Origin of the sequence: Paraburkholderia sp. SIMBA_027 (genome assembly GCF_046535315.1) — a bacterium.
Classification (GTDB): Bacteria; Pseudomonadota; Gammaproteobacteria; order Burkholderiales; family Burkholderiaceae; genus Paraburkholderia; species Paraburkholderia tropica.
Map to the genome: position 1 here is coordinate 1 of NZ_JAWRWY010001291.1, position 248 is coordinate 248.

Here is a 248-nt window from a genome sequence, read left to right on the forward strand (position 1 = left end):
GCGCGGCCCGTTTCGACCCATGCTGTTCAACTCGAAGGAGATCGACCTGATGCATACCCAACACGCTGGAAAGATGTCGTCCGCACTGGCGACGCTCGCCGTATTCGATGTCACCGACTTTCCGCTCGTCGTCGTACGCAACGACGCGATCGCTTCCGACGGCTATGCGCAGCGCTGGCTCGACGACATGGATGTGCTGCTGCGGCACGGCGAGCCGTTTGTCATGATCTTTCCGCCGGCCCGCCCGG

At 62.9% G+C, this 248-nt stretch carries 1 pseudogene; it reads left to right on the top strand.

From position 1 onward, the window contains the following. Positions 1 to 49: 49 nt before the first annotated feature. Positions 50 to 248, top strand: a pseudogene (locus tag SB764_RS43320) (hypothetical protein); the annotation flags it as partial.